The sequence below is a fragment of the Paenibacillus sp. RC67 genome, from assembly GCF_030020805.1.
Lineage (GTDB): Bacteria > Bacillota > Bacilli > Paenibacillales > NBRC-103111 > Paenibacillus_S.
The window spans coordinates 5,207,955-5,233,273 of sequence record NZ_CP125098.1; the positions used below are offsets into that span (position 1 = coordinate 5,207,955).

Sequence of the window (25,319 nt, forward strand, 5' to 3'; positions counted from 1 at the left end):
GTACTTCTTGAAGCCATTGCGGTCTACTCAACCGAAGGCTTTAAGGCAATGACTGTGACAGAATAAGGATCAAGAGACAAGCTAGCCGCTCCCGCTTCATACTGAACCGGATTGACTTGAGCCAAAGCAGGGTTCGTATCGGCTGCGCCCGTTCCCTTCAGTACCCATGTTTCAATATTGGCGCTGGTTGTATAGTTTTGTATGTTCAGTTGGACTGGTACCGGATCGGCGTTAGAGTTAACGAAAAAGACGGACAACTCACGGCTTGACGGTGAATAGCTGGCGAAGGCGGAAACATCCGTCGCTCCGGTCGTCGATACCATCTGATCTCTTAGAAACTTATTCCACACTTGAATCGCCTTACCCATAGGCAGCAGATTACCATTCTCATCAATGGCTGATCTTTCATCCCGCGGATTGTTGTTGAGCCCTTTGCGAGTGACCCAGAAGTGGACGTAATCGACTTTGTCATACTGCAATATTTTACCGATCTTCGTAGCAAATAACGCGGCACGGCTCATATTGTTAGGCATTTGGGCACCTGAAGAATACGTGCTTGTCTCCGTTATCGAAATTTGAATTCGGTTCCTGTCTTCCGGCTTGAAATACGTATTGACATGGGTAACGATCGTATTCAGCGGACTGACATTGGCACTCCCGTACAAATGAACAATAACGAAATCAGCTTTGGATGACACGGCAGGCATCACCGTACTATTCCATGTGAACGAATCATAGACGGGTACGCCTACATGAATCGTGGGATCGACTGCTTTCATGGCTGTGGCGAACTCATTGAACACATCGGCATACTCCTGAGGAGTCCATATGTAACCGGATTGTGACGAGTAGAACGGTTCATTACCAATTTCCCAATATTTCACGTTCCATCCGTTAATGACATTAGCATAACGGACCCATTCCACTGCCGCCTCCTTTAACTGCGCTTTCGTCTTGAACCAATCCGCATCTGTCGCTTTCATCGCATCAAGACCGACAATAACGAATGGCTGTACGCCGGTTTCATTCACAACACCCATGAACTCATTGAAATCCTGAGTCTCTTTATACGTTCCATCCGGATTAATCAGCGCTTTCTCGGCAGTAGTCAACGGATGCTCGGTTGAATAATAATACGATAGCTGTGGTTGAAGGACACTGTTGGCTGCTGTTGGATAAGGTGCGCCTGTCCACAAGTATCTGTCACTGGCTTCACCTTCCCCGAATCGCACCGTTCCCGCACCGAGTGCTTGCAGCGATTGGGAAAGTGTTTTTTGTCGGTTCGGATGATACAAATCGGAGTCGAACAAATGGTTGGATACTACACCGAGAGGCGAATGGCTTACATCATTAAGTATGGAATATACGTTAACCGTAACGTTCTGATTCGCCGGAGGACCAGAGCTGTTCTCGTCCGGAATTGCTGTCACTTTCAGGTTGTCAATGCCGATGGCTCCCCTCCCTGCCGATATGGAAATAAACCTTAGTGAAGCGACACTGCTTGCTTCCGCGACTTGAAACCCTTCGTAATCAACGGTTCCGAGGAGTATCGCGCCCGTCTGATCATAGGTATAGCTCTTCACTTTCTTCTGGGTAAAATCAACCTCCAGCTTAATCTTGTACCAGTCTCCATCTACGTAGGAGCTTGCAGGCATCATATTGGTGGAGACATTTTGGCCTGCTTCGTTTTTTTGCAGCATTTTGTACACATAGCCGTTACCTGCCGTACTGTTCTGAACCTGGGTAATGTTTTCGTTCTGATCGCTGAGTAGCGTAGCACCGAAATAATCATGCTTGTAGCTCGGATCCGTGTCCGCTACCGTCTTCATATCGAATTCGATATAAGCAAATCCGCTTTTGAGCTTCGGAAAATTGACTTTTGCATAAGCGGAGCTCGTACCCGAGTCGGTGATAAGTATATATTTATTACTCGGGTTTGACGGGTACGGTTCAAGCGTGACGGAAGTCGTTGCCGGTGCGCTGAACTGCCACCAAATGGGCTGTGTTGATGAAGACGGCATCTCGCTTCTGCTTGCATACGCATCGAAATTATCTTCATAAACGAGCTGTTCGTTCCCTCCTGCGGCTTCAGCCGAAGCTTGATAATGTACGAACACCGCATTTAGCATTACAAAAACAAGCAATACCTTCACAAAGGATTTCTTGACTACACTGGTTGATGGATACACCATAATCCTCCTTTTTCAATGCAATATACTGAAAGAATGTCCCGCATTTGAAACCCCTTTCATCTTTAATGTAAACACAAAGCTGCGACATGTACATAGACGATAAATAAAAAAATATGGAGAATTAATTGATACTGCATTGGGATCTTCCCAATCGTTTTTTTTGTTAACATTATAGCTGTAAACATGCCATACATTTTAAACATTAATCCATAAACATTATAATTCCGTCCATTTACTCTAATAAATATAAACATATAATGGGAATATGATTTTTATTAATTATCCATTCAGTGTTCGATATTGTGAAAATGAAGGAAGAGAGGGATAGGATATGACAGCTGAAGCAGCCCATTATCAGCTGCTCGTTTGCGGAGCAACCTGTGCCGGACTAGGCGCAGCATTAGCTGCTAAACTCCCCGTCATTGTAGTGGAAAGGTCGGCAGGTGTCGGTCAGGAGTTTATCGAGACATTTAATCCAGGCAGCTTCGAAGCCATGGATGATCTTCGGGTTAGTCCATTGGAACAATCGCTGCATGCAGAGCTGATTGAACGGAGTTTGATGGAGCCCGGAGGCGGTCCCGTCCATTTGCCAGGCGTTCATTCCGTGCTGTGCAAACGCATTCAAGATGCTGGCTTGAAGGTGCTTTTTCTGACTGAGATTATAGAAATAACGCCTACGGGGGATGGCTTCGAGGTGACGCTATACAACGTCTCCGGCTTTCAAACAATACGAGTGGACCGAATTCTAGATACGACCAGCTGCAGATTTTCACGACCCGACCAGCATTATGCGCCGGTTAACCGTAAAATCATAAGAGCGCATTTATCAGCTGGGATATCCGGTAACGAAACCACACCAATCGTTCAGCCGTTAGATGAGCAGGCACAAATCCTCCAAGGCAGATTTCCATCGGAACGCATCCTGGCACTTACTGTGGATACCGGTACAGATTGGCCGGCCGCCCGGCACAGCTTGCAGGAATATTGGAGGGCACGTCCTGCCAGCCTTGCATTATGGACGATTGCAGCCGTTGCCAGTACATTCGGCGAGCAGGTTCCGCAAGGACCGATAGAGCTTGCAGCGCATTGGATATGGCTTCCATCGGAATCTAGCCCTCACCCATTACTAGCGTTCCGCCAAGGATGTCAGTATTCTCGGCTTCAATCAGAGGAGGGCGTTAACGATGGATATCGCAAGACTATATAACGGGCACGCTGTAACTAAGCCATTTACCGGACAGACCGACTTCCATTTTGACTGCATTGTAGTAGGATTGGGAACAGCAGGTGCTATAGCCGCAATCTCCGCAGCGCAAAAGGGCTTAAGGGTACTAGGAATCGAGAGATTAACCTGCATGGGCGGTACGGGCACAGCAGGGGCCGTTCTAGGTTATTATTTCGGGAACAAGGGCGGACTGTTCGAATCGATAGATGACGACTCATTAGCTTTGGAAAAGCAGCAGATCTACACGCCCTCCCGAGGCATTAACGCCGAGGCCAAAAAGTATGTGCTTGAACAAGAAGCATTGAAAGCCGGAGCTGCTCTTCGCTATGACAGTACAGTGACTGGCGTGCTGCTTGAGGGGATGATGCTACGGGGCATTGAGTGGTTCTCTCCAGAAGGCAGGTTCACGGCAGGATGCTCCGTTATCATTGATGCGACCGGCGATGCAGATGTATGCGCAATGGCCGGTTGCGAGCTGCGGGGCGGTCGTGATTTTGACAGCCAGGCCCAGCCCTACTCGAATGTATATGTCTATTTGGATCAAGGCAAGGTCAACTTCCGATATACCGATTCAGGTTATGTAGATCCCAGAGATGCTTCCAGCGTATCAGAGGCTATAATTTCATCGGCGACCTTGCGTACGCATTTAAGACCCGTTTATGAGAAGGACAACCGGATGCTGCGGATTGCCCCCTTACTCGGGGTCAGAGAAGGCCGATTTATAGAGGGAGAAGAAACAGTAACGCTGGAGAGCTTCCTGAATCAACGTTATTCAAGTGAGCCCGTGTTTTTCGCATATTCGAATGCGGACAACCACAGTAAAGACCTTGCTTTCGAGAGTGAGTTCCAACAGCGCTGGACTGTCGCCTCCAGCATGTGGGGTTACAATTTTACCGTCCCGATTCCAATCGGAGCGCTAATTCCCAAAGGCTATGACGGGCTGCTTGTTGCAGGGCGCTGCCTATCCGTTGATCATGATATGGCCGCATGCGTCCGAATGAAACGCGATATGCAGAAATGTGGAGAAGCTGCCGCCAATGCTGCGTATTTATCCATAAGTATGCAGCTTTCTTTGAGGGACATTCCCTATTCCCAATTGGCTGCTGCGTTGCACGAAACCGGATGCTTGTCCGCTAAGGATGAGATTCGATTCAAGGAAACGTTATCCGTTCATGACGAAGCCAATCCTATTGTTCAATGGGTGACGAATCCCGAACATATAAAACGTGGTTTAGCCGGGAACAAGCCGGGTCTTGCGATATGGTCCTCCTTCCTGTTAAAAGACAGCATTCGAGCACAGCTCACGAAATGGAGTGCTGCAACGGAGCAAGAGCATCTTCGCAAGCATGCCGCTTTTGCATTGGCCTTGCTGGATGATGAAGCTGCAGCCCCAGTCCTTAGAGAGATGGTGCGGGAGAAGGATCCGTTTGTACCGAAGACGAGCCGTAAATACAATCAAGTTAGAGGCTATACAGCGATCTTCCTGCTTGGCTTGTTAGCGGATCGTGAGATTGTACCGGACTTGACTTCAATTCTGACGTATGAGTCAGGACAATGGACGTATGGGGATGAAAATAAAGAGTTTCTGGCGGACAGCCATGAGCTTTATTTCCAGTATGTATCCTTCTCGATTATGGCATTAGCAAGAATTGGTGACAGCCATCTGGACTGCCGCCAAGAGATTATTAATGGTTATCGTACCTTGCTTGGCCGGAGCGGCCTGAATTTATCCGTTACTTTCAAAGGCAGTACAGACATTAAATGTGATATGAACGGGAAAATCCGCAAAGTCATTAATGAGACGCTGCAGAGATGGAATGCAGAAGTTGAGATGCAATAACCCTAGCTAGTGCTTGCTTCCCTATATGATAAAAAAGAAGATTAAGGCGAAACTTAGTTGTTCCTTTTTTTGACAACCTGTTGGTAAGGAAATTACATGTTGATTAAAGGGGCAATGAACATGGTGGTCCACAATAAACCATGACACGGAAGGCTCGGAAAATCACAATGGATTTCTCATGGGCTACGGATAGCTGAAGTTTTAAGTAAGGCATGACTCAAGGTTCAAGCCGATTATCCGAGACTATAAGTCCAAATGGCTCAAAAAAACGCCACTGCAATGATGCAGTGACGTTTTTTCTATTCTAAAGTGATGTATACATCTTCATCCTAGGTCCCTACCATTACAAGAGTTATTGGCCTCTTTAGTTCACTTGCCTGCTATTTTGCGACAAAACACAGCATGTACAACATAAATCAAACACTAGCCCTCAACAGCGCGGTTCCTCTTAGGCCGCGTCTTTTGTATTTAGTCCCTCCATAACGAACGACAATATACAATTTACCCGGGTAATATTGACTTTTTTATTTTTACCCAGGTAAAATTGGCCAGGCATTCAAAGGAGGAGGTACGTTAATACCCACGCCGGTTCTCTGCTAATCCCATAAAAAATGGTTCCGCTTATACCCCTAGATTGCAATAATTACACCTGGCTATCTCACTTTATTCTTCTTCGAACAGTTTCTCGCCGCGATGGAGGCGCCATGCAATTTTCGCCGTATGAGGCGTCTCGCGGGAAGTCGGAGCATGTGCCGCCAAATAACGGGTTACCGCAAGGATCAGCGTTTCCCGGGCTTTCTCAGCGAACGGCCCCGACTCGGAAGTCCAGCGGTCATATTCTGATACGGCCGCCTCGTACATTTGGAAGGAGTGGAATTCCGCATCCTCTCGAAGCAGCGCATGACCCAATACGTTAAATAATGGCTCCGGTTTTCCACCGCTGCGCAGATAGCGGATCACCCATGCCGCCGCCGGCGCCACCTGCTGCTGTTTGTCGAGAATCTCAAGCAGCTCCGCGGGCTGTGGCACTTCCTCAGCCGCGCCAATTGCAGACGGTCTCGGGGCAGAGGGAATGTTCAAAAACCGGTCGAGGTAAATCGTAACCGCTGTATGGAAAATGCCGCGAACCAGCCATGTATCGGCGGAACGGATCAGGCCTTCGTGAACGGCGTGAGCATGCGTAAACGTGTGTAGCACCGAAATCCAGTCCCCGAAATCGTTCTGCGTATGGAAGCGGACGACCCGTTCCGCCGCAGCCAATGCGGCAATTTGCGAGATGCGCACCGGAGAGGCGCCGCAGAGCAAAGCTTCCTTCAGCACGCGAACGGTCTGCAGCGGTTCGTCTCCGAGCAGCGCTTGAAAAAGCTCTTCGTCGCCGATGCCGGAGCCTTCGTTTTCAGAGGCAACGCCCTTATTGGACAGCTCCTCGAAAGCTTCCTTCAACGGCTGAACCAAATTGACCGGAGACTGCCAGCTGTGAAGCTCTTCGCTTCGCGAGGCGTCTCCGAACATCGGAACAAGCGAAGCGAGGACATAATTGCGCTGTTCGTGCCCGATATACTTCAAGCTCTCGAATGCTTTATTATGGAAATCCAGCGTATGGCCTCCATTAATATAGAAATGGTCCGTCGACGCCAAGCTCATCATAGAGAATAACTGCTTCTCATCCGCTCCCGCCTGTACGGCGGTCAGCAGTACCCGTTCGGCGCCGCGCGTATCCCGAACCTCGATGCAATCGCGGTACCATTCCTTTAATCGTTCTTCGGAGACTCCCGTATTTGGGAGTGGATCGAGTAAGAAGCGCGTTCCGCTTCCGGCTGAGTCGCGGGCAGTACGCTGCAGCCCTTGATACAACGCAAGGATGCGGCCTTGTTTATCAAGCTTGGGCAGGACGTTAGCCATCGCAGTAAGAATCGTTAATCCGGAACTCCACCCTTGCCTCCGCTGTTTGACCCCGAATTCAATCCCAATCGCTGCGATTTCCATCTCGGAAACGCCCGCTTCGATTAAACCTACTACGGCCTTGGCTATGACAAGACCGATATTTTGCTCAAGGCCGCCCAGAAGCCGGTTTTTATACAGCTGCACTTGATTGCCGTTCCGGGAATTTGGGTTGACCCAAATCAATCCGTCACGAACGATTAAGTCGTGTACTGGAACATCGTCCGCCCAAGGGTCGAGCGTTCCGCCGCTGCACACGTCAAACCGTGCATGATGCCAATGACATGTCAAAATTCCGTTGCACAAACTTCCCATGTGGAGGGGAAAACCGAGGTGAGGGCACCGGTTGTCAAGTGCATACACTTTATCCTCGTGATAGAAAACTACGATGCCCCCCTTGATCAGCTTAGGACCTTGCTCTCGAATCTCTTCTACCGTACCCGCCTGAATCCAACCGTTCATGAAAACGCCTCCAATTCTCGATATAATGCACTTTCCTTGTTTATACAATATCATACTTTGGATACTTTATAAATATGTATATTTATAAAGTTGATGCATGATTATATAACAAAATTCTCCTGTTAACGTATGGTCCCCTGCCGCCAGTGCATAAGAACTTAACTTCCTTGTCCGTTCGACTGTCCGGTCCCGTCGGGAATGAGACCAAGTTCTTGTCAAAAATCTGGAATGGGACAAAGTTCATGTCATTTGGTTTTGACAAGAACTTTATCCCATAAATATAAAGAGGCTCGATATACGCGGCCTTTAATGAGACAATGTTCTTGTCATCCGATAAATGACAAGTATTTGTAACGATTCCCCAAAACAATAAATAACTATGAATATTAAAAAGCCACCCAATGACACCAGGTGGCCTTAACATGATTGAAAAGTCTGCAATTGACTACCTAAATCCGGGTAAGCTTATCCGAGTTTCGTACGATGTAGATTCCGGGAAGCTTTCCGTGCAGCACTGTAAAAATTTAGCGGCCACGGTTGTCGAAACGCTTCTATGCACAGATTTCGCCATAAGCGAGTATCCTAGCTACACGGGGCTTGGCCTCTCCTGTGGCCGGACTTTCACCGACTAGAAGATGTGTGCTTCTGGGCACGAAAAAAGAAAAGGGGCAACCCTTTGTCATCTACGATGACTTTAGGGACAGCCCCCTTAGATTATGATTAGTTAATAAATCCTACCGTTTGCAGTAGACGCTTCAGCAGGACAGCCGCTTCGGCACGGGTAGCGGTTGCGGAAGGCTCAAACGCATTTGTGCTCTTGCCGTTCAACAACCCTGCCGTTACCCCTTTGGCTACCGCATCCTTCGCCCATGCACTGATCGCGCTCGCATCCTTGAACGCATTCAACTGATTGACGTCACCGCTCGTTTTCTTGCCGACAAAGGCCATGGCCCGGTTGATCATCACGGCCATTTCCTCGCGGGTGATGGAGGCGTTCGGGTTAAACTTGCCGCTCTCGTCTCCTTCGATCAAGCCCGTTTTTGCAGCGACTCCGACGATGCCCATGTACCATTCGCTTGCCGATACATCCTTGAACTTGTTTGTTTTGTCTTCGCCAAGTCCCAAGCCTCTTACCAGCAGCGCTGCAAATTCTGCACGGGAAATGGAGCTTTGCGGATCAAATGTGGTTTCCGTACGGCCTTTGACCAGCAGCTTCGATGCCAACAATTCGACATCGTCTTTAGCCCAGTGGTCCTTCATGTCAGCAAATGTTTTGCTGAACTGTACAACCGAGTAGATCGAGTTGCCTGGACGGCTGATCGTCACTTCTGTTTTGCCATCGACTTCCTTGAAGGATGCCGGTACGAAAGTCATTTCGCCTGTAGTCGGGTCGATCATCACCGCTGTCGCTTTCTTGTTGTCCACCGTACTGCTCAGCTTCAGCGTACGGGAGACATAGGTGCTGCCAAAATCGTTGACAGAGGTGCTCTTTCCGTTGGCTTCAACCGTTACTGTGAAATCGACGGCTGGGGTCAGGAGCTGCGCTCCCGCTTGCTTCGTTGCGTTCGCAATCTGCGTTGCCAGGCTGCCGCTGACCTGTTCGATCACAATGTTTACTTTCATATCTTTCACATCTGCACCTATCGATTTGGCCAGCGAATCAATATTCAGCAGGTTCACCGGAAGGGTATAGGTCACATTACCGAATTTCACTACTAACACCGTATTTGGGGATTGCTTGGAAGCATTCAGCATGGACGATGCCGGAAGAGTGACTTGTGCCACCGTTCCATCGCTCTTGACTTCAACCACCACTGCTTTATTGCTGTAAGACATACTGGTGTTGATCGCTTGATCCAGCGTAGCGCTGTCCAGCGTAATCACGGCTGCGGTCTTGCCGTCCGTTGTCTTCTGCGTTGTCGCTGGAGTGTTGATTGAGACAGAGCCGTCTTTATCCGATGTTACAGTGCTGCTGCTCACAGATCCGCCGCCGCCACCTCTCGGACTGCTGCTCGAGCTGCTTCTAGGCGTCGCACTTGCCACAATCGAGTCCGCACTTTCGCCTGCCGTGTTAGCAGCCGTTATGACGTAGTAGTAAGTCGTGAAGTTCGTTACACTGGTATCTGAGTACGAGTTCACCGTCAAATTGGTTGCGATATTCGTAAACGGACCGCTTGCCGACAAGGAACGCTTCACGTTGTAGTAGGTAGCTCCCGTTACCGTTGCCCAAGTAATATCGACTCGGAACGGTGAGCCTGTTGCATAAACACTTGCCGTTACGGATGGGATTGTAATCGTTGCGGGTGCTGACGGTGTCGCGCTGGATTGAGCCGATGCCGGGCTAGTGCCAGCCGAGTTCACCGCTTCCACGACATAGTAGTAGGTCGTGCCGTTCGTCAAGCCACTATCCGTGTAAGACGCCGTTGCACTTCTGCCTACTTGCGTATAGCCGCTTACGCTCGTCGTGCTGCGTTTAATGTTATAGCTGATCGCTCCATCTACCGCTGTCCAAGCCAGTGCTACCTGAGCATTGCCCGCCGTTGCCGTCAGGCCCGTTGGAGCCGCCGGCGCTTGCGCTGGTGCTGTTGGTGTTGCACTTGCTTCTGCAGACGCCGGGCTAGTGCCAGCCGAGTTCACCGCTTCCACGACATAGTAGTAGGTCGTGCCGTTCGTCAATCCGCTATCTGTGTAAGACGCCGTAGTACTCGTACCTACTTGCGTATAGCCGCTTCCGCTCGTTGTGCTGCGTTTAATGTTATAGCCGGTTGCTCCGTTGACCGTTGTCCACGCCAGTGCTACCTGCATGTTGCCCGCCGTTGCCGTCAGGCCCGTTGGAGCCGCTGGCGCTTGTACTGGTGCTATCGGTGTCGCGCTGGCTTGAGCCGATGCCAGGCTGGTGCCAGCCGAGTTCACTGCTTCCACTACATAGAAGTAGGTCGTGCCATTCGTCAAGCCGCTATCCGTATAAGACGCTGTTTCACTTTCGCCTACTTGCGTATAGCCGCTTCCGCTCGTCGTGCTGCGTTTGATGTTATAGCTGATCACTCCATCTACCGCTGTCCACGCCAGCGCTACCTGAGCGTTGCCCGCCGTTGCCGTCAGGCCCGTTGGAGCCGCTGGCGCTTGTACTGGTGCTATCGGTGTCGCGCTGGATTGAGCCGATGCCAGGCTGGTGCCAGCCGAGTTCACCGCTTCCACTACATAGAAGTAGGTCGTGCCATTCGTCAAGCCGCTATCCGTAAAAGACGCTGTTGCACTTAGGCCTACTTGCGTATAGCCGCTTCCGCTTGTCGTGCTGCGTTTGATGTTATAGCTGGTCGCGCCATTGACCGCTGTCCAAGCCAATGCTACCTGCTCATTACCCGCCACTGCTGTCAGGCCTGTCGGCGAGCTAGGTGCCGGTGGAGTTCCTCCAACAGTAATAAGCGAAATATTATCCAAATACTGGTCAATCGTATTGGAGCCTGGCGTCGATGTTTCGATCGAACCGATATCCTTCACTGTCGTTGCCGTGTAGAATGGCAATGGCGTAGTATTTTGCTTCGTTCCGTTGATGTACACATCCGCGGTTTGTTCAGATACGTCCGTCACGATTTTGAAATGATACCAGGTATTGATTGCATACCCTGCCATAAAATGATCTGCCGCCGAAGACTCCCCTAACGGTACTGTTTTGTAGGAGAATACCGTAGCCGATCCGTTTTTGGCAGTTTGAATATCAACAGCTACCGCTCCGGTCGAGCTTAACAGGCGGATGACTTTGGTCGCGCTTGCTGCTGCTGTCAGCATGTAATCGAACTCGTTTGTTACCACCCCATCTTGAGGTGCAAACGCCTTGTTCACTTTAACAAACTGAGCGCTTGCACTCTTATCCGTATCGTGCAGATACAGGCTCTTGGTGCTTCCCGGCAGAACTTTCGATGGAACCGCAATGGATGCATCGAGTGCCGTGCCGGCAGAAGGAGTCGGAACGGTTACCGAGTATCCCAAATCCGCCAACGTTGCCGCACTTTCAAAATTATCATTAATCAACGTAATACCGCTGCCCGATCCGCCGGATTCACCGTTGTTCGCTGCTGTTGGCGTTGCACTCGCTTGAGTCGATGCTGCGCTCGTGCCGCTCGCATTGGTCGCTTCTACTACATAATAATAGGTCGTGCCGTTCGTCACGCTAGTATCTGTGTACGAAGCTGTCGCGGTTGCGCCGACTTGCGTATAGCCACTTTCGCTCGTTGTGCTGCGTTTGATGTTGTAGCTGGTTGCGCCGCTCACTGTCGTCCACGCGAGTGCTACTTGTCTATCGCCCGCCGTTGCCGTCAGGCCCGTCGGTGCTGCCGGAGCTTGAGTAGCTGCAGGCATTGCAATTGCTTGAGCCGATGCTGCGCTCGTACCGCTCGCATTGGTTGCTTCTACTACATAATAGTAGGTCGTGCCGTTCGTCACGCTAGTATCTGTGTACGAAGCCGTCGCGCTTGTACCGACTTGCGCATACCCGCTTCCGTTCGTCGTGCTGCGCTTGATATTGTAGCCTGTCGCGCCGCTCACTGCCGTCCACGTCAGTGCTACCTTGCGCGTTGCCCGCCGTTGCTGTCAGGCCCGTCGGTGCATTTGGTGCCGGTGTCGTCTGTTGTGTTGAATTGCCCCCTACAGCTACAAGTTGAGTTTTGTAATTAAGTGTTTTATTCTTCAGTGCTGTATTAACGACATACGATGCGTCATCGACCGAATTATCGAATTGCCAAGTAAAGTCTCCTTGATTGAGGCGTCCAGCTTTTGTCGTAACCATTTGTGGAATATGGTTTACGTCATCAATATTTGCTGGATTTACTGCCGTTTCGATCAAAGTATCAAAGTTATTATAAGCTGCTCCACCTACTAATGCTTTGTATGTACTTGGAACCGTTTCATTTCTTGACGATGCTAAATAGGCGTCAAATGATGTTGGATTAGCCGGAGCTGTTCCTGTATCAGAATTTGCATAAATAAGACTATTAGGATTAGTAATGATATTATTATAGGCTTTAATCATACCTCCGTTTTCACTGGAGAATGTGCCATTAGCAACACCATCTTTAATATCCGTGCCTTGTAAAGAAATCATCATTGGATCATGAGCATTTCTCCAATAATTTGATTCTACAAAAATTGAACTTCCTGTTGTAGCGCCAACACCATATTTTGCGACTCCATCATAGTAGTTATTATATACGTGGATCGTTCCCACTCTTACGCGTGGATGACGAGAGTCTGAATGGTCAAACCAGTTATGGTGATAGGTTACAAAATATTCAGTTGGCTCACTCAAACCGGACAGAGAGGATTTCCCGGAATCCCAGTAGTGATTGTAAGAGATGGTGATATACGTCGAGCTGCCTTTAATATCAGTTGAACCGTCACCTTTTACTTGGTCAGCATCACTTCCTGCATCTCCATAGAAAAGATCATTATTGTGGACCCAGACATTAACATTCTTAGTATCCATTGAGAAAGCGTCGTCAGGAAATCTCATCATGCCTATGTTTCTCAACTCTACATTACCGGCATTTCTTACCAGGAAGCCCCATCCATACGCATAGGTATCTTCTCCAATACCTTCAAGTGTCATATTCATTTCGGAATAAGCCGCATTCCCTTTTACTTCAAGATATCCAGAGGAGTTCAGCTGATCACGCATATTATCTTTTGTAATTTGTCCAATAAATCGGATAGCAAGCGGTGTTTTATCATAGCCTTTTTGCCTTAGTTTTAAAATATCGCCTATACCATTCCCTGTTGTTTTAGCACCTTTGCTGTTGGTTATGACATCAAGAGTTACGGTTTGTGCAGTCTCAGATGTTACATAAATAACTTGAGCGTTGCTCCTAAGTGAACCATCGTCATTGTAAGCGCCTGAGCCGGTTTTAAATGGTGACTGGGATGAAAAAGCAAATCCCGATCTGTCATGCTTCATTACCGATAGTGTGTCGGAAACCGTATTTTTACTTGAACCATCTGACAGTAGTGCTTCAACTTTCATTACATAATCTCCAGATGGAAGCCCAACAGCGTCTGCTCTCCAATAAGTAGGGTATTGACGGATTAATTGGGTATCCATTTGTACATATTGAGAATCCGATGCACTTGCCGGTTTAACGTATACATTATAGCCTTGGGAGTTACTTACAGGTGCCCATTCCACATAGGCTGTTTCAAACCAGCCCCCACTCTTGGTTATTACAGGGCTACCAACAACCATCTGTGCAGGAGCAGCGGAGACAATAGCTGAGTTTCCACTCTCCCCCTGGGGATTAACAGCTGTAACAACGTAGTAATAAGTCGTACCATTCGTCAAGCCGGTATCCGTGTAGCTAGTCCCTGTCACACCTGCAGCCACAGTCGTAAAGCTCTGGCCGTCCGTACTCCGTTTCACACTGTAGCTATTTGCTCCGTTTACAGCGCTCCACGATACGTTTACCTTAGTGTCGGCCCCGGTAGCTTGAACACCTGTAGGCGCCTGAGGCGGAGGCAATGTCATCGGTATTGCTTGCACTTCTGCTGCGTCTTGGCTCGGACCTGCGTCATTCACAGCGAAAACCGTGAGGTAATAGGTTGTATTGTTCATTAAGTCTGTTAAAGTGTACGAGTTGGATGTAATGCCCGTCACAGAGGTGTAAGGACCTCCGCTGGTCGTTGCATATTTAACCGTGTAGCTTTGTGCTCCGGCTGCAGCATTCCAATTCAATGTAATCTGGGCGTCTCCCGCATTGGCGGTCAAGCCGGTTGGAACGTTAGGCTTCGGCAATACAGGGGTATCTGAAACCTCATTCGATGTAGAAGCGCTTTCAAGCCCTGAAGAGTTTTTCGCCGTGACAACATAGAAATATGGAGTTCCATTTACGGCTGTCGTATCGGCATACGTTGTACTACTGCTCGGTATCGTAGCCAAGTCCGTGTATACGCCGCTTTGCGTACCACGTCTAATCGTATAGCTTGCCGCACCGCTAGCTGCGTTCCAGGACAAATTGACAGTCGCATTGCTGCCCGGATTCACAACCGTCAAACCGGTTGGCGCATTTGGCGGCGTCACTGGATCCTGACCGAAAAGCACTGTTCCATCAGGTCTTTTGATCACCAAATTATCAAACTTTACATTGGCTTCTGTAACCGCAAGACCGATATTCAACATGGCATTGTTGTTAGCGCTGTCAATTACGTACGTAGAGTCGGTAATTGTAGCATAAGCAGTTCCGAAGGAACTGCCGTCTTTCGAATAATAAGTATTGTATTTATTTCCGACTTTCTCCAAACGCAAGTAAAAAGGAGCTGTAGCCGTAATAGCCGGATTTGCATTTACAGTCCCTGTAGATGTATAACGCTTGTAAGCCACAACATTGGTGCTGTTAAACACTGCGAAAAAACCATTGCTAGTCTTCGTTGTCCCGTTCTTCAGCATGAGCATGGCTTGAGATGTAGTCGTGGTACTTTGCGTTCCAAAAGGAGCAAAGGACGCCACTCTAACCGTAGCGACAAAGTCCCCGCCGATGGTTGTATTTACAAAATAAGCCGAATCACCAGTGGATTGAAGCTTACCTTCCGAACCGGCGATTGTGAATGCTTGGGTCGTACTATCATAGCTTGCGCTGGTCGATTTCACCATTGCATTTCCGCTCGAAATGCCATCATTCATCGCCACATCGTTCCAACCGGAAGGCAAATTCGTTGCGGCTGCCAACGCTGCAGGTACATAAATTTGTGGCAGTAAACTCAGCACTAATGTCAACGTAAGAATGATAGCGAAGATCTTGTTTAGCTTGCGATGCTTCATTTTTCACTTTCCTTTCATTTTCAAATCCTTGATCCTGTTCATCTTTTGAATCTCTGATGGCTGGTTCATTTATATCCACATGCCGAGATTCATGTAATTACATAAGACTCCCTTCTGTTTTAAATTGTCTCGTCCATTATTATATCCGGGTGACCCCACTATTTGAAGCGCTTTCAAACATAGGTGATCTAATGATTATATTGTACTGAACATAAGAGAACCCTCATAGCAACCCGTTCGAAGATAATCACCGAGACCCACGTAAACCATCGTCACTTCGAATTCGCTCGTTCTTGCATCCCGTGTAAGCCTTAGTACGTTACCACCGGGCAATGTTGTTTCAACAGAAAAATCGCGTCTGTGACGTATACTTTCGCGCGCCAGCTTTATTGCTTCTTTACCGGCAGATATCCTACGACGTTCCGGCTGGCCTGCATCAAGGCTTCGGGCCAAAGCATCAGGAGCAATATTCACACTAATTCCAAGTCTGTCAACGATCAAATTTCGGATCTACTTTACACGAAGTAACGTAATTCCCTCTAAAATGGAACAAATAACGCCGAGTGGCAACTATTTCTATGTTGAACACTAGGTATCCGTTTGATTAATCGATCCAATCAGGTTGAAAAACCTCCATTTCGAGGTTGGTGCTTAGCGGTATATGGCTTCGGGTTTAAAATTTTAAATTTTATACCCCAATATCCATTTTGGGATTATAACTGTTAATTTATTGAGCAAGTTACTCTACTTCCAAATCCGTTAGTGGAAAAAGACAGCCGTTTTACGACCGTTTTACGTGGACTTTTTTATGTATACCACCGAGTGAATTGATCATTAGTAATTAGATATTTAGAACCTTCATCGAGAAACTGAATAGAAGAAAGGGACTCCGTAATCCTAAGCAAGTAAAAAAATACCTGCTCCCATAGAGAGAGCAGGTGCGTAAGCGTTTTTAATAAATGCGCAAGACTTGATGTACGCTTTCAGTCAGACCGTCATGAGCATGACCAAGAATTAAGGGGCCGTGTGCAAGCAAATAGTCGATACATTCATTTCCGTCTACATCGCGGATGCGAGCCCCTTTCGCTGACGCTGCATATAAGAGAGTTGGTTTCATCGACACCCGCAAAGAACTGGCAACTCCTCCTGCAAAGTATTTTTTGGCTGCTTGAAGCTTGGATATGCATTTTTCATAGTATCTCATTGGGATAATTTCTTGCGCGATAGGGAATTTTACCAGGGCGAGTAACACATGATGAACGATCTCCGCCAATCGCCTGATGCGTATCCCTTAATTGCGCCTTAACTTCTTAAGCGCGTACACTTCAGGCCTGTCATACTTGGTGTATGGCGGGCCATCTTTTATTTGCCGCTTTGTAAATTCAATTTTTCCAGAATCCCCTGCAAATGCTTGGCACCGCTTGCAATCCTCTCTTCCATTTGTCCCAAATAAGGTATCGCTTCGTATGCATCAACTGCTGGCAGCTCTCCAGAGGCAAGCTTTTGCTCTACCATTCTTGCCAGTTTGATAAATTGTCCGAATTCATAGGGCGTCAAGTCCGGGTTTGGAGTGAACCAATCCTGCTCGAATACTGGGAATTCAAAAATCCACTTGTGATCTTCGATCGACAAAGGCAAATCCGGGTTATATTCTCCCAAAATGGCAATGATGCTCGCGAGATCAACAATCCCTTGGCCCGGCGCCTTTCCTTGCCTACTGACCCCATTCGCCGAGAAGAAGACGATTCCATCCTTGATGTGGGTCAAGTGCGTATAGGGAGCGACCCTTCTAGCCGCCAGTACAGGGTCTTCCGCATTCACAAGCGTATTCCCGGTATCGAGGTTTACGCCACATATATCCTCACCGGCGGCTTCAACGACGTGCAAAATATCGAAGGTGGAGTCGCCGTGATTCTCGAGATTGATCCGACTGCCGCACTCCTCCAGCACCGGTCTCAGGCTTCGCATGAATTCGGCACTCTTCGATAAATGCGTGTTCCATGGAACGGGGTGCTTGTATCGTTCGTCACTGCGGCTGATTATACCCGCCAGCTCATGCCAGCCGGCTTTGGCGAAGAGTTGAATATCACGGATGAATGCTGTTCTCGCTTCGTCTTCCGATTGCTGGAACAGAAGCGGATTGCAGACACCTACGGAAACGTTCATATACATCCCTAGTGAATCGGCGTAATCCCTTAAGTGCAGTAGTTCTCCCAAATCGCGCTTGCTGCTCAAACCGTCCATGCCACCAAACTGCACGCCTTCCAATCCCCGTTTGTTGGCATAATCTAGACACTGATAAGGATCCAGGTTCAATTCCCGGAGCGTAAAGCTGTCGATTCCTATCCTCAACGCAACGCCAATCCTCCTTTAATCGTCTTATTATCGCTTTCAACGTGCCGGTTGCAGGGGAAGGCTGACTACCGCCTTCATTTCCTCAGCCCGATAAGCGGCTTCCGCCACTTCAACCGTGTTACGGCTATCTATCCCGTCGGTCAAAATCTCCGCCTGTTCGCCTCTCAAGCTTTTCACCCATTGCTCAATACAGCGCTGATGGCCCGTTAATTCTTTCTTGACGTCAACCTTGACGAAACTTCCTTCGCCTTTCATGTCATACTGAAACTGCTTGGATGATCCGTCATGAATTTTGACGTATGTACCTTTGCCGCTCATAAAATACGCTTCACCCTTCGTACCGGTGACATGATTGAATTCGTACCATAATCCATCCGGAGCGTGATGCGATTGCGTGTACCAGTTTATGGAGAGCAGGGCTAGCGCACCCGATCGCATTTTGGCCAATACGGCTCCGATGCTTTCCCCTTCCATGCGATCCGGTTCCGTCTTCGTCATGCAAGTCACCTGATCCACTTCGCCTTCGTACCATCTGAGCGAATCGATCTGATGGGTGAGACAGCTCATGATGGCACCGCCGCCAAGCATTTCCTTCGATCGCACCCAGCTTCGCTCGGGGAAAACGACATTCTGATTATGCTCCAATTTCCAGAACAAAATGTCCCCCAGTTCGCCGGAATCGACCACCCGCTTAAGCGCCTGCCAATCGGAATCGTAGCGCCGGTCATGGCAGACGGTAAGCGATACGCCAGCTTTCTCGCAAGCCTGGATCATTCGATCGCACTCCTCCACATTGCGGGCCATCACTTTCTCGATCAGTACATGCTTGCCTGCTTCCGCAGCCGCGATTGCTGCAGGCGCGTGCAAATAATGCGGAAGAAGAATATCAACCGCATCCACGTCCTTATCGGCCAAAATCTCGGTATAATCTCCTACAATGTCAACATCCTCGCCCAACAGTCTTCGGATCTCGCTGTGGCGGCTTGCGTCAGACTCGGCCACAACGACTTCGCAAAGATCCGTGAGACGTGTATATCCCGGGGCATGTGCAGTCAAAATGCCTCCGCCTCCCAGAATGCCGATCTTCAGTTTATCGCTCATTTCCGCTTCAACTCCCTCATAATTTCTGTCACGGGAACATTATCTCACCGTGGGATGGAAGGCAGAAATGACAAATCGTCTGATTTTATACACCTTTTGTTCGAAGCCTGCTTCATTCCGCTTGATTCGATTGCGCGATCCACTATAATAAGTGTAATTACACGAAGAAGGCGGAAGAAGTATGAATGACTCCCGGTTTTTGACCACGGTCCTGAATTCCCTTGATTTTACTTATTTCAAGGGCAATACGACGCGATTTGACGTGAAGAAATCTCATAGTTTCGATCAGCCGTTCACCCTTATCTCCCAAATTACGGACGGCCCACTGCTTCTTCACATCGGAAATGAGAGCTATAAGGTCGAGCCGGGTCAAGGGTTGATTATCCCCCCACATACCAAATATGAAATCAATATGCTGGGACCTCAATTCGTCACGCATTGGCTGAATGTGGACATCACTCTTTTTGACCATTTTAAACTGTTCGACTTTATAGAAACTCCTTATGTCACCTCCGAAGATATCGGAAATAACATCGGTCGGCTTCAAACTGAAATAACCGCCTTGATGAACACCGATCCGATCGACGCCAGCACATCCTTGTACAAGGCGGCGCAAGTCAAGCAGCGACTGTTCACTCTGCTGGAAATTGTTCTTTCTGTTTCCCGGTACAAAATCGGCAGCTTCGAGGATATGAGGAATCTCCAACGGTTTCAACCCGTGTTCGACTACATGGAGAAACATCTTGCCGAGAAAATAAAAGTGACACAGCTGGCCGAGCTGATGTACTTGTCCATCTCCCATTTTCATAAAGAATTCAAACAAGCCTTCCAAGTTTCTCCGATGCAATATATCCAAGCGCAGAGATTGAAGGAGGCTCAATATTTGTTGGCTACGACGGATTTGACGATGGGGGAAATCGCCAATCGGATCGGCTATGATCATACGTATCCGTTCATCCGATTTTTTAAATCGATGTACGGCAGCAGTCCCGGCAAATACAAAAAAACGCTGACCCGCCTATGATGGGATTGGCGTAACTTAGTATCGAAACCATACCCTGTTCCCCATAAACCGAAGGATTCTTCCGCTTTGCTAGGGGCACTATTCAACTTTTCTGCCCGTTCGCTTCATCCCTAAGTGTATAAAAAAAAGCTCTACTTTTTAAGTAGAGCCGCCAATATCCTATTCTTCAATGCTGTCAGAATTGACCTTAAGTTATTTCAATCTCTTCATCACATTATTAACTCCGCGTCCAATTTATTTACTTACTCTTGCGAATGCAAGATTGTAAATCGCTTCAACTTCCGCCGCACCTTTGTCTTTACATTGTTTAATGAAAGTATCCCAATCATTCAAGGCCCCATCACTTACAATAAATCTATCCATATTCTGTGTTACATACGCATCTAATTGTGTGCGAATCTTCTTAAGCATTTCTCGCTCAACCTTATTAAATGGCGGATCATTTACTTCCTTAAAATTAATACCTCCAACCAGATCCTTCATTGCCTTTTCAGACCAATGAATTATTTCCGGTGGAGAAGAAGGAACGAGCGGATGATCGTCAGCGTTAAGCGCTAAACCCAGATATCCTGTCCCAAGGGCAGATTGCATTGCGCGGAAAGGATCTTGCTTATTCATAAACCTCGCTTTCGTTACATCAGAAATCTTATATTCCCCACCATCAAACGTATAATCCACATTCTCTACACCAAAACTTGTAAGATGCGTTCCCTCTTCTCCATACATCCAGTCTATAAGCTTAATAACGTCTTCAGGATTTTCCACCTTGGAGCTTATAGCGTACATTTCACCGAGATGATCCAGTTGATAAATGTAATTACGCTTGACCCCCTTATCACTGGCTATTACCGGCAGCAAATCAAACTCGGCATTGGGGTCCTTGGCCTGAAGAGCTTTATTAAAGTTGGCTCCGAATCCATTATTATCTTGGAAAAAGAAGGACTTGCCGCTGCTTAATTTTTCCTGCCATACTTGTGATGTTGCTACGGAATAATCAGGATCAAGAAGTCTTTCTTTGTAGAGCTTATGAAGATAGGCAATAGCTTCTTTAAATTCTGGCGCGAATGGGCCGAATTGATATCGATTGGCAGTTGGCTCAAAATAAATCTTAGATCCTGTAATATTGGTAAAACCACTACCAAACCCGAAAGCAATTGGATTAATCAAATTTTCCGTTCCCGTCTTCCCATTCGCTGCACGGCTAGTAAAAGGATAAGAGTCTGGATAAGCTTCTTTTAGCTTTTTGAGCACCCGATAGAGCTCATCATAGGTGGTTGGCGGTTCTAAATTAAGCTTTCTCACCAGGTCTATACGAATCATGGGTAGCAGACCGGACTGAACACTCCATTTGGTTACTAAAGGGAAACCATACAGCTTACCATCCACTTTTGTCTTGTTGATATCAGGCTTCTCTTGAATAAGCTTCTGGAGATTCGGCATTTTATCCAGGTAGGGGGTAATATCTAGAAAAATATTCGAATCAGCGTAGTCCGAAAGATCATTTTGATTAACCAAGATGACATCAGGAATGGAGTTTGTAGCCATCAGGGTTTTCTTCTTATCCTCATAATTACTCTGTGGAACACTTTGTAAGTCGATCTTTACATTTTTTCTTTTTTTAATTTCTTGAACTACTTTCGAGTTTACTTCTATTGCTTGCGAAGAATGCTCATATCTCATCCATGAAAGTGTTCTCGTTTTATTCATTGCTGGTGGGCTGCTACAACTCGCTAGTAAACTACCAACTAAAGCCAGTAAACAGCAAACGGTTACTATTTCTCTGTTTTTAATAACCATGTTGTTCCCCCTCACGAACCTGGATCTGCTGTAGCAAACATCCGCTTACGCCCTATTTCTGCTTGAATCCATGTGCATTTCGATATTCATTCGGCGAAACACCTTCATACTTTTTGAATAAACGAAGAAATGTGGTGCGGCTAAATATGCCGATCTGATTAGAAATATCACTAATTTTCAAATCGCTATGTGCTAATAATTCCTTTGCTTTCGCAATCCGAACAAGACTGATATAGTCTGAAATATTCGTCCCTGTCGCGTCTTTAAACATTCTTGATACATACTTGGCGGATAGCCCTATCTCGTTGGCAATTACCTCTAGATATAAGTCCTTCTCATAATGCTTCTCGATATATGCTGTGATCAACGAAACAACAACACCTGATTTACTTTCAGGCTTATCTAGCGTCTCTGTAATAATTTTCTCATAAAATTCAAAAATCATTTGCAGTCTTCCATCAAACTCATTCGGTAGAAGCTCCTTGTCATCCAAGGAAGCATACTCATCTGCTTCAAGGAAATCATATACATTTAGTCTCTTTTCCTTCAAATAGCGATTACCTGTATGAAACAACTCCACAAGTAAAGCACCAAGATAATGATAAGAGACGCCTCTCGTTTTATTCAAACCGATGATTTCTTCCACTTCCATCTTTAAGGCATCCATATCACCTGATTTCAGTCCGTTTACAATTTTGTTCTGCTCAAGAAACGAATAGTAGTAGTTTTGATCAATAACAAGATCAGTGGCATCTAAAATAGCCATCTTAGACGAGTCTGTTCGCTTATCAATGGCTGTAATAGCATCGCTATAGGATTTTGAAAAATCATCAATCTTCTCATATTTTTTTCCTAAACCAATAATTAGTTCACAATACGTCATATCATAAGCGAAGGTCAGTTTAATCATCTCTAAAGACTGATCCAATTTTCTTCGGTCTTCCTCATTTTTTAAATTGACCACACAAACATATAAGTAAGGTTCATATTCCAGCAAATAACAGTTTACATACTTTTTCATAATTCCCGAAAGGACATTCTTCATTTTTTCCAAAATCAATAAACGATCTGCTTCCAGGATATCATGATAAAATTTATCTTTAAAAATAAACATGAAGCAGCAGCACAGATAGCTTCCTGAATGAAAATCAAGTTTACTTAGCACTTGGTGCACGGCATTGGCCTGTCCCACTCGAAAGCTTTTAATTAAATTCTTAAAAAACTGCTCAAGAATTTCTTCCGAATAGGTATTAATTTTGATATTCGCATCCATATGCTGCTGAACCAACTGATTGATACTGTCTCCGATTTTCTGAAGCTCGCCGCTGCGGTTAGTTTCACCGCTCCATTGCTCGACTTTTTCATTTTTTTGTAAAATATCTCTAATATTTTTGATCGGGTTATATAAGCGAACGCTAAATATGAAAGAAAAAGCTATGCTAATGATGATTAAACTTATGCAAATCCATATAATCAAACTGAAAATATTAGAGGATTCCTGATTAAAAGAGCCAACAGGAGTAATAGAAACATATTTCCAGCCATAATCGGAAGTGGTTTGAGCTATCCAGCTTTGCTCCTGACCTATTTGAATAGCTGCATCTTCACTGTGCTTATTGGCTGGATAGCTAACAGCTATTTGATTAAGAACCTTCTTATCCAGCCCGCTGCTTTGAAGAATAGTCTGATTATTTTTATCTAATACGACATACTTCGTAGTCGAGAAAATCGAGTTATTCTGAAGCGTTGTCATAATTGTCGGGATAGAGATGGTTGTTACCATCGTGGCCAAATGCCCATTCAAATATTGTGTCGTAATACTCGGGATAACCTCACGGTTAGAATTCATATTTGCGTTGACCACGTTTGTAGGCCTCAGTAGTTCGAATAAGCTGCTTTGAGATAATCGTTGACGCCAAAAATCTTTATCGTATCCATCAAATTCATAAAATTTATCAAAGAAAACATCAAAATCAACGATTCCGTCACTCAAATAAACGCGCTTGTCATCAATAAATAAAAAGATATTGTCAACAAAATGACTGATTGTATTACGATTACCGGCAATTGATCTTACAATCGATGGCATTTTGATTTTCTCTTCATCCGTCAGCAATGGATAAGGCCTTAAATTTTGTTGAATCGTATCACTTAGCAGCAAATTGTTATTGGTTGCCTGTGCCATGCCTAAATAAATATCGATGGTTTTGGAGGATGCAATCAAATTATCCTTCAGCTTCTCTGAAACATCCCTCTTAATTAATTGATCTGCATTAAAGTAAGCAATAACTCCAATAATGACAATTGGAATCAGCAAAGAGAAGAAATACAGCAGAATCTTGAAGAAAAGTCTGTTTTTATTCACAGATTGCTTCAGATACTTCCAATTCAAGTGTAATCCCCCATTTATCACGCGACACCATTTGTCGGTCCAATTGGAAACGCATTCATATTTTAATGTTAGTTTCGCCAAAGGGGCCGTAAAATCCTGTTGCACAAGGGAAAAATTTGAAATATAGCTAGAATTGTTTGGAAAACTTTATAAGAAAAAACAAAAGAAAACGCAAGGCTTTTGCATCCCTGCGTTTTCCGTTTTGTATGGACCATTCCTCTATTTATTCTGTGCCGCTGCAACCGTAAATTGTTTGGCTAACTGTTTGGAGACACGGTAAAGATGCTCAACCTCCAGCCGGTTAGTGGCTGTAAATTCCTCGTGATTTCTCGATCGGGAATAGTAATTTACAGCTATCCCGTCCAGCATTTGAGAATATTTTGCGTTAACGGGATAACACTGGCGCTCAATAAATGACGCTACAGCCAGTATACTCATTAGGTACTCCGCTTCCTCAGGCCGCTTCGCCCAATTGTGCAATAACCATACATACAAATCCGGATGGAAGTTCGCCATAACTCCACTATACCCATTAACTCCCAACTTCAATGACTCCAGAAGCGTAGCTGTATTGGCATTGTAAAGCTTCAAAGGGGTTCCTGCAATAACGTCCAGCTTTTCTTTAATCAACTCCACGTCACACGAGGTATCTTTCAAAAAGAAAAATCTCCCGGTATCTGCGCACCATTTTAATTCAGAGGGGGATAATAGTCTTTTATATGGAAACGGACATTCATAGATACCAAGCGCGACATGGTCCGGCAGCTGCTCCAGCAGTTTCTGAGCGTTAGCCTTCCACACGTCATCGGACTCATCCTGTGCCGCCATCCGGTTCGAGATGAGGATGACAGCTTCGACGCCTGTTTCCGACATCGCAGTCAATTCTCGAACCTGATCTTCAAACGAATCGGAGATGTGCCCAGAAGCAATGACAGGAACTCTGCCCGCCGCCTTTTCCACGATAAATGCAGCAAGCTTCACACGCTCTTCTAAACTCAAGAAGAACATCTCGCTCGACTGGCATACAGCAAATAGTCCATCGACCTTATTTTGAATAAACCATTCAACCATTCGTTCCATAGCTTCAAAATCAATTTCTCCAGACTCTTTATATAAAGTAATCATCGTTGGCCATACGCCGTCAGGGTTATTAATCTTCATTTGGCAGCTCCCTTTCATCATTAGC

At 46.5% G+C, this 25,319-nt stretch carries 14 protein-coding genes; 3 read left to right on the forward strand and 11 right to left on the reverse strand.

What is annotated here, in order from left to right; translation table 11 throughout:
• Positions 1-23 precede the first annotated feature (23 nt).
• The gene (locus tag QMA13_RS23690) at positions 24-2,192 is read right to left on the reverse strand and encodes a hypothetical protein (RefSeq protein WP_282936201.1); all 2,169 of its coding nucleotides are present in this window, start codon (positions 2,190-2,192) and stop codon (positions 24-26) included.
• Between the two features lie 331 nt (positions 2,193-2,523).
• On the opposite strand from QMA13_RS23690, the gene QMA13_RS23695 reads away from it, so the two are divergent.
• Both QMA13_RS23695 and QMA13_RS23700 read left to right on the forward strand, forming a co-directional pair.
• Entirely contained in the window at positions 2,524-3,399 is an 876-nt protein-coding gene (locus tag QMA13_RS23695; protein ID WP_282936202.1) for a hypothetical protein, read from the forward strand.
• Positions 3,377-5,257 (forward strand): FAD-dependent oxidoreductase, encoded by a 1,881-nt coding sequence (locus QMA13_RS23700; protein ID WP_282936203.1) that lies wholly within the window; start codon positions 3,377-3,379, stop codon positions 5,255-5,257. The genes QMA13_RS23695 and QMA13_RS23700 overlap by 23 nt, the downstream gene beginning before the upstream one ends.
• 663 nt (positions 5,258-5,920) lie before the next feature.
• On the opposite strand, the gene QMA13_RS23705 is transcribed toward QMA13_RS23700, so the two are convergent.
• The 7 genes from QMA13_RS23705 to QMA13_RS23740 form a co-directional block, all read right to left on the reverse strand.
• Entirely contained in the window at positions 5,921-7,660 is a 1,740-nt protein-coding gene (locus tag QMA13_RS23705) for a Rieske (2Fe-2S) protein (RefSeq protein WP_282936204.1), read from the reverse strand.
• Positions 7,661-8,380: 720 nt separating this feature from the next.
• On the reverse strand, positions 8,381-12,205 hold the full coding sequence (locus tag QMA13_RS23710) for an S-layer homology domain-containing protein (protein WP_282936205.1): 3,825 nt from the start codon (positions 12,203-12,205) through the stop codon (positions 8,381-8,383).
• Entirely contained in the window at positions 12,105-15,464 is a 3,360-nt protein-coding gene (locus QMA13_RS36445) for a pectate lyase family protein (RefSeq protein WP_349254165.1), read from the reverse strand. The genes QMA13_RS23710 and QMA13_RS36445 overlap by 101 nt, the downstream gene beginning before the upstream one ends.
• Positions 15,465-15,659: 195 nt before the next feature.
• Complete coding sequence (locus QMA13_RS23725) at positions 15,660-15,965, reverse strand: hypothetical protein (protein WP_282936206.1); 306 nt, start codon at positions 15,963-15,965, stop codon at positions 15,660-15,662.
• A 451-nt stretch (positions 15,966-16,416) separates the two neighbouring features.
• Positions 16,417-16,737: a hypothetical protein gene (locus tag QMA13_RS23730; protein WP_282936207.1), complete on the reverse strand. Its 321-nt coding sequence runs from the start codon at positions 16,735-16,737 to the stop codon at positions 16,417-16,419.
• 89 nt (positions 16,738-16,826) lie between these two features.
• Complete coding sequence (locus tag QMA13_RS23735) at positions 16,827-17,816, reverse strand: sugar phosphate isomerase/epimerase family protein (RefSeq protein ID WP_282936208.1); 990 nt, start codon at positions 17,814-17,816, stop codon at positions 16,827-16,829.
• A gap of 39 nt (positions 17,817-17,855) precedes the next feature.
• Positions 17,856-18,920, reverse strand: a complete 1,065-nt coding sequence (locus tag QMA13_RS23740) for a Gfo/Idh/MocA family protein (protein ID WP_282936209.1) — start codon at positions 18,918-18,920, stop codon at positions 17,856-17,858.
• Between the two features lie 181 nt (positions 18,921-19,101).
• Here QMA13_RS23740 and QMA13_RS23745 point away from each other — a divergent pair, with 181 nt between their 5' ends.
• On the forward strand, positions 19,102-19,944 hold the full coding sequence (locus tag QMA13_RS23745; RefSeq protein ID WP_282936210.1) for an AraC family transcriptional regulator: 843 nt from the start codon (positions 19,102-19,104) through the stop codon (positions 19,942-19,944).
• 234 nt (positions 19,945-20,178) lie between these two features.
• Here the strand turns inward: QMA13_RS23745 and QMA13_RS23750 are convergent, their stop codons facing one another.
• The 3 genes from QMA13_RS23750 to QMA13_RS23760 all read right to left on the reverse strand — a co-directional run bounded on the left by QMA13_RS23750 (position 20,179) and on the right by QMA13_RS23760 (position 25,294).
• Entirely contained in the window at positions 20,179-21,741 is a 1,563-nt protein-coding gene (locus QMA13_RS23750) for an extracellular solute-binding protein (RefSeq protein ID WP_282936211.1), read from the reverse strand.
• A 52-nt stretch (positions 21,742-21,793) separates the two neighbouring features.
• The gene (locus tag QMA13_RS23755; protein ID WP_282936212.1) at positions 21,794-24,133 is read right to left on the reverse strand and encodes a helix-turn-helix transcriptional regulator; all 2,340 of its coding nucleotides are present in this window, start codon (positions 24,131-24,133) and stop codon (positions 21,794-21,796) included.
• 219 nt (positions 24,134-24,352) lie between these two features.
• Positions 24,353-25,294 (reverse strand): dihydrodipicolinate synthase family protein, encoded by a 942-nt coding sequence (locus QMA13_RS23760; RefSeq protein ID WP_282936213.1) that lies wholly within the window; start codon positions 25,292-25,294, stop codon positions 24,353-24,355.
• Between the last annotated feature and the right edge of the window lie 25 nt (positions 25,295-25,319).